The following is a 5,910-nucleotide window of genomic DNA, read 5'->3' as shown; positions in this document are numbered from 1 at the left end:
GATTTATCCTTGGGTGGTGCAGCAAGCCCGTTTTTTGACAAGAGGCCCGCTCACAGTGTTCTTTCAACGTCGAGACACGCGACATGGCCACCCGGCCAGCGACACGCTGAAAAGCCTGCGATTATAGCCCGACCTGCGTTTTCTCCGAATTTCCGCGCCCGCCGCGTTCCGTTTGCCACCTGCATGACCCTCACCATCCGCCCCAGCCGCGACCAAGACATCGCGGCCATCACGGCCATCTACGCCCATCACGTGCTGACCGGCACCGGCACCTTCGAGACCGAAGCCCCCTCTGCCGCCGACATGGCCGCGCGGCGCGCCGACGTGCTCGGCAAGAACCTGCCCTACCTCGTGGCCGAAGAAAATGGCGAGCTGTTGGGTTTTGCCTACTGCAACTGGTTCAAGCCTCGTCCGGCCTACCGCTTTTCGGCCGAAGACTCGATCTACATGTCCGAAGCCGCACGCGGCAAGGGCCTGGGCGCCCAACTGCTGGCCGCCCTCTCGCAGGCCGCCGAAGCGGTGGGCGTGCGCAAGCTGATTGCCGTCATCGGCGATTCGGCCAATGCCGGCTCGGTCGGCGTGCACCGCAGCCAGGGCTTCACGCATGTGGGCGTGCTCAAGGACTGCGGCTGGAAGTTCGGCGAATGGCGCGACGTGGTCCTGATGGAAAAGGTGCTCGGCGAAGGCAGCACCACCCAACCCGAATGAAAAACAAGACCATTGCCGCCTGGCTCTCCTTCCTGGGCGGCCCGCTGGGCCTGCACCGCTTCTACCTGCGCGGCATCGGCGACTGGCTCGGCTGGCTGCTGCCGATTCCCACCGCGCTCGGCCTGTACGGCATCGAGCGTGCGCGCATGTACGGCCTGGACGACGGCTGGAGCTGGGTGCTGATTCCGCTGCTGGGCTTCACCATCGCGGGATGCGCGCTGACGGCCATCGTCTACGGCCTCATGGCGCCCGAGAAGTGGAATGCCCGATTCAACGGCAGCGCGCCTTCGGACGCCGCGCCGGGCCGCACGAACTGGGCCACGATCGGCGCCGTGGTGCTGGCGCTCCTGTTCGGCACCACGGTGCTGATGGCCAGCATCGTGTTCAGCTTCCAGCGCTACTTCGAGCACCAGGTCGAGGAAGGCCGGAAGATTTCACAGTAGCGGCCGCTGCGCGCGCCGGAAGCTCAGAAAATCTGCAGGCTGATCCAGTAGGCGATGGCGGCCACGAAGGCCGACGCCGGGATCGTGAAGATCCAGGCCCAGACGATGTTGCCCGCCACGCCCCAGCGCACCGCGCTCGCGCGCTGCGCGGAACCCACGCCGACGATGGCGCCGGTGATGGTGTGCGTGGTCGACACCGGAATGCCCAGCGCGGTGGCCAGGAACAGCGTGAGCGCGCCGCCGGTCTCCGCGCAGAAGCCGCCCACGGGCTTGAGCTTGGTGATCTTCTGGCCCATGGTCTTCACGATGCGCCAGCCGCCGAACATGGTGCCCAGTGCAATCGCGGCGTAGCAGCTCACGATGGTCCAGGTCGGCGGGCTCGCATCGGTGGCCGAGGCGTAGCCGGTGGCGATCAGCAGCATCCAGATGATGCCGATGGTCTTCTGCGCGTCGTTGCCGCCGTGGCCCAGGCTGTAGGCTCCGGCGGACACCAGCTGCAGCCGCCGGAACCAGCGGTCGATGCGCGAGGGCGTGGCGCGCCGGAAGCCCCAGGCCACCAGCACCATCATCATCGAGCCCAGCACGAAGCCGAGGAACGGCGAAACGAAGATGAAGGCCACGGTCTTCCAGATGCCCGAGGCCACCAGGCCGCCGGTGCCGGTCTTGGCGATCACGGCACCCACGATGCCGCCGATCAGCGCGTGCGACGAGCTRCTCGGGATGCCGTAGTACCAGGTCACGAGGTTCCAGCTGATGGCGCCCACGAGCGCGCCGAAGACCACGTGCACATCGACCACGCCCGGCTGGGCGATGCCCTTGCCGACCGTTGCCGCCACGCTCAGGTGGAAGATGAAGATCGCGACCAGGTTGAAGAAGGCCGCGAACAGCACGGCGTGGCCCGGCTTGAGCACGCCGGTCGACACCACGGTGGCGATCGAGTTCGCCGCATCGTGGAAGCCGTTCATGAAGTCGAACAGGATCGCCAGCGCGACCAGCACCATCACCACCCAGAGGGCGACCTGAACCGTTGCCATCGATGCTTACCGCTCAGGAATTCTCGAGGACGATGCCCTCGATGACGTTGGCCACGTCCTCGCACTTGTCGGTGATCGTCTCGAGCAATTCGTAGATTGCCTTGAGCTTGATCACCTCGCGCACATCGGGCTCCTCGCGGAACAGCTTGCTCATGGCGCTGCGCATCACGCGGTCGGCGTCCGACTCGAGGCGGTCGATCTCCTCGCAGGTCTTGAGCGTGGCCTCGGCCACCGCCGGGTCGGCGATCTTGCCGAGGAACTTGACGGCGTCCTTCAGGCGGTCGCAGCACTTCACGCTCAGCGCCGTGAGGCGCACGATCTCGTCGGTCATGTGGCGCACGTCGTACAGCGCCATGGTCTCGGCCGAGTCCTGGATCAGGTCGGCCACGTCGTCCATGGTGTTGATGAGCTTGTGGATCTGCTCGCGGTCGATCGGCGTGATGAAGGTCTTGTGGATCAGCCGGTTGACGTCGTGGGTGACGCGGTCGGCCGCACGCTCGGCATTGTCGACGTCGCGGTTGTACTGCTCGCGCAGGTGCACGTCGCTGTAATTGGCCACGAGTTGCTCGAACGCCCGCGCCGCTTCGACGATGCGCTCGGCGTGCTGGTTGAACATCTCGAAAAAATTCCCCTCGCGGGGCAGCAGCTTGCCGAACATGGCGCTCTCCTGGGTTCGCGGCTGCCACAAATGCGTGACAACGTCATGAAAAACCGCGCAAGTGTAATGGGCGGCGCAAAGCCGGCCGGCCAACGGGGTTCACCGCCCCCGGCCGCTCAGTCGCGAATCCGCTCGATGACCTGCGAGGAAACGCGGGCAAGCGCCGCGCGCGGCACCTTGTCGGGCGCGATCTCGGCAAGCGGCTTCAGCACGAAGGCGCGGTCGCGCATGCGCGGGTGCGGCAGGGCCAGCGCGGGCGTGTCCTTGATCGCATTGCCGTGCATCAGCAGGTCGAGATCGAGCGTGCGCGGCGCATTGGGAAAAGGCCGCTCGCGGCCGGCCTGCTCCTCGAGCAGGTGCAGCTCGGCCAGGAAGGCCTCGGCCGTGAGCCCGGTCCGCACGGCCACCACGGCGTTGATGAAATCGGGCCCGGTTGCATCGACCGGCGCGCTGCGGTAGAGCGACGAGCGCGCCGTCACCACGGTGCGCTCGATGGTGCCGATGGCGTCCATGGCTGCCGTCACGGCGGCCCGGGCGTCGCCCAGGTTGGCACCGATGGCGACGAAGGCCTGCACGGTCGGATAGTCCTCGCGCGTGCGGCGAGGGGGCGCACCGGCGGAGCCTGCCTTGCCCGCGGGCCGGCTGGGCGCGCGCCGCGYGGGCGCCGGTCCGCTGCTCCTCGGCTTCGGCGAAGGGCCGCCACGTGATGGCGGCCGGCCCTGGCCGCCGCCGCTCTTGCCGTCCTTCGGCCGGTTCGACGCGCTCATTCGGCTGCGGCGCTCCCGCCGCCCTCGCCGCCGCCCTCACCACCACCTCCGGTGCGCGGCTTGCGGCGACGGCGGCGCTTGCGCGGCGCAGCCGGCTCGCCATCGGGCGGCACGGCGCCGGCCTCGACTTCGACTTCCTCGGCCCCCTCGCCCTGACGGGTGTCGGCCTCGGGCTGGCGCTGGCGTGCCGTCGGTTCGCCGCGGGAGGGCTTGGGCGCGACCGGGTCGCGCGTTCGCACGCGCTGGCGGGTCTTCTGCTCGTCGCGCACCTGCTCCAGCAGGTCTTGCTGGCGCACGTCGTCGGCGGTGCTGAACTCCTGCCACCACTCGGCGATGGCCTCGCTGACCTCGCCCACGTCGGCGCGCAGCCGCATGAAGTCGAAGGCGGCGCGGAACCGCGCCTGGTCGACCAGGCTGTAGGGCGTGGAGCCGGTGCGCTTGTCGAAGCGCGGCTGCATCATCCAGATCTCGCGCATGTCGGCAGCGAGCTTGCCGCGGCCCGACACATCGCCGATGCGGGCGTTGAACACGTCGTCGATCGCGTCCTGCAGCGCCGGGAACGGCGGCTGCGGGCGCTGGCCGCGCTGACCCTCGACGCGCTGGGCCCAGCCGTCGCGCACGTCGGCCCACAGCACGCAGGCCAGCAAAAAGCTCGGCGCCACGGGCTTGCCTTCGCCGACGCGGCGGTCGGTGTCCTGCAGGGCCGCCTTCACGAAGGGCTGGTCGGCCCGCTCCACCACGACGTCGAGCAGCGGATAGATGCCCTTGGCGAGGCCCAGCTTGCGCAGCTGCTCGACGGTGGCAATGGCATGGCCGGTCTGCAGCAGCTTGAGCATTTCGTCGAACAGGCGGCTTTGCGGCACGTCGGCCAGCAGCTTGCTCGACTCGACCAGCGGCGCGGCCGTCTTGGCTTCCATCTTGAAGCCGAGCGCCGCCAGCTTGGCCGAGAAGCGGATGGCGCGGATGATGCGCACCGGGTCTTCGCGGTAGCGCGTGGCCGGGTCGCCGATCATGCGCAGCGTGAGCTTCTGGGCGTCGCGGATGCCGTTGTGGTAGTCGACCACGACCTGGTTGGCCGGGTCGTAGTACATGGCGTTCACGGTGAAGTCGCGGCGCGCGGCGTCTTCCTCCTGCGGGCCCCAGACGTTGTCGCGCAGCACGCGGCCGCTGGCGTCCACCGCATGCTTCATGCTCGCGAGCTCGCCCTTGCTGGTGCGCTCGTTGCCGGCCACCTGCTCGGCGGCGGCGTTGTCCATGTAGGCGCGGAAGGTCGAGACCTCGATCACCTCGTGCTCGCGGCCGCGGCCGTACACCACGTGCACGATCCGAAAGCGCCGCCCGATGATGAAGGCGCGCCGGAAGAGCGACTTGACCTGCTCGGGCGTGGCGTTGGTGGCCACGTCGAAGTCCTTGGGGCGCAGCCCCAGCAGCAGGTCGCGCACCGCGCCGCCCACCACGTAGGCCTCGTAGCCGGCCTGCTGGAGCGTGGTGACGACGTTCCTGGCACGTTCGTCGACCAGGGCTGGATCGATCTTGTGAACCTCTGCCGGCACCTCCTGGCGCTTGCCGAAGCGGCTCTTGCCCTGTGCGCCGCCGGCCGATTTGCCGAGCAGCTTGTCGATGAATTTCTTGATCATTGTTGGTTGAAGCTCTTCTCTATTCGTTTTCGAGCATGGATCGGATCAGCGGGATCGTGATCGCGCGCTGTGTCTGAAGGGCATAGCCGTCGAGCTGCGTGAGCAGCTCCATCAGGCTGCCCAGGTCGCGGCTGAAGCGGTGCAGCATGTAGTCGAGCACCTCGTCCGACAGCATGACGCCGCGCGTGTCGGCGGCCTGGCGCAGCACCGCGCGGCGTTCGCTTTCGCTCAGCACCTGCAGGTGGAACACATGGCCCCAGCCCAGCCGGGTGCGGAGGTCCTCGCGCAGCGGCAGGTCGGCCGGCGGCAGCGCGCCCGCGGCCACCACGCCGCGCTGCAGCGTCTGCGCGTTGACGAACCAGTTGAAGGCCGCGTGCTGCTGCACGGGGGTGTAGAGGTGCACGTCGTCGAGCAGCACGGCACCCCAGCGCTCGTCGAATTCGGGCGGCTCCAGCACGCCGGCATGCAGCCAGCCCACGCTCGCACCCTGCTCGCGCAGCGCCACACGCACCGATTCGAGCAGATGGGTCTTGCCGCTGCCGCCTTCGCCCCAAAGATAGGTGGGCACGGGAGAGTGGGGCACGGCGCTGCCGGCGCCGCCCACCCACAGTTGCAGGTGCCGCAGCGCCGCCTCGTTCGGGCCGGCAAAAAAAGCGTCGAAGC

At 68.5% G+C, this 5,910-nt stretch carries 7 protein-coding genes; 2 read left to right on the top strand and 5 right to left on the bottom strand.

Features of this window, described 5'->3' with window-relative positions:
- Positions 1–183 precede the first annotated feature (183 nt).
- Positions 184–708, top strand: a complete 525-nt coding sequence (locus AC1DOC_RS16050) for an N-acetyltransferase family protein (protein WP_478080962.1) — start codon at positions 184–186, stop codon at positions 706–708.
- Positions 705–1,151 carry an NINE protein gene (locus tag AC1DOC_RS16045; RefSeq protein WP_018903297.1) on the top strand — a complete coding sequence of 149 codons (447 nt, stop codon included), beginning with the start codon at positions 705–707 and terminating at the stop codon, positions 1,149–1,151. Before AC1DOC_RS16050 ends, AC1DOC_RS16045 begins: the two co-directional genes overlap by 4 nt.
- Positions 1,152–1,174: 23 nt before the next feature.
- Here AC1DOC_RS16045 and AC1DOC_RS16040 read toward each other — a convergent pair whose 3' ends face one another.
- From AC1DOC_RS16040 to hda, 5 genes are all read right to left on the bottom strand, one after another.
- Entirely contained in the window at positions 1,175–2,185 is a 1,011-nt protein-coding gene (locus AC1DOC_RS16040; RefSeq protein ID WP_012746614.1) for an inorganic phosphate transporter, read from the bottom strand.
- A 13-nt stretch (positions 2,186–2,198) separates the two neighbouring features.
- A complete protein-coding gene (locus AC1DOC_RS16035) occupies positions 2,199–2,843 on the bottom strand; it encodes a DUF47 domain-containing protein (RefSeq protein WP_012746613.1) in 645 nt (214 codons plus the stop codon).
- A 116-nt stretch (positions 2,844–2,959) separates the two neighbouring features.
- Positions 2,960–3,610, bottom strand: a complete 651-nt coding sequence (gene folK, locus AC1DOC_RS16030; RefSeq protein ID WP_478130071.1) for a 2-amino-4-hydroxy-6-hydroxymethyldihydropteridine diphosphokinase — start codon at positions 3,608–3,610, stop codon at positions 2,960–2,962.
- Positions 3,607–5,247 carry a polynucleotide adenylyltransferase PcnB gene (gene pcnB / locus AC1DOC_RS16025; RefSeq protein WP_478079835.1) on the bottom strand — a complete coding sequence of 547 codons (1,641 nt, stop codon included), beginning with the start codon at positions 5,245–5,247 and terminating at the stop codon, positions 3,607–3,609. The genes folK and pcnB overlap by 4 nt, the downstream gene beginning before the upstream one ends.
- Positions 5,248–5,266: 19 nt before the next feature.
- The coding region (gene hda / locus AC1DOC_RS16020; protein WP_478130070.1) for a DnaA regulatory inactivator Hda at positions 5,267–5,910 on the bottom strand (644 nt) is incomplete at its 5' end.

The organism is Variovorax sp. 01T439_2 (assembly GCF_056398445.1).
The sequence above is the reverse complement of the archived record's forward strand: the minus strand, read 5'-3'. Positions and strand labels throughout refer to the sequence as shown.

Excerpts from the sequence above, each read along its gene's own strand:
- AC1DOC_RS16050 (WP_478080962.1), top strand. The coding sequence starts at position 184 with ATGACCCTCACCATCCGCCCCAGCCGCGACCAAGACATCGCGGCCATC.
- AC1DOC_RS16045 (WP_018903297.1), top strand. The coding sequence starts at position 705 with ATGAAAAACAAGACCATTGCCGCCTGGCTCTCCTTCCTGGGCGGCCCG.
- AC1DOC_RS16035 (WP_012746613.1), bottom strand. The coding sequence starts at position 2,843 with ATGTTCGGCAAGCTGCTGCCCCGCGAGGGGAATTTTTTCGAGATGTTC.
- pcnB (WP_478079835.1), bottom strand. The coding sequence starts at position 5,247 with ATGATCAAGAAATTCATCGACAAGCTGCTCGGCAAATCGGCCGGCGGC.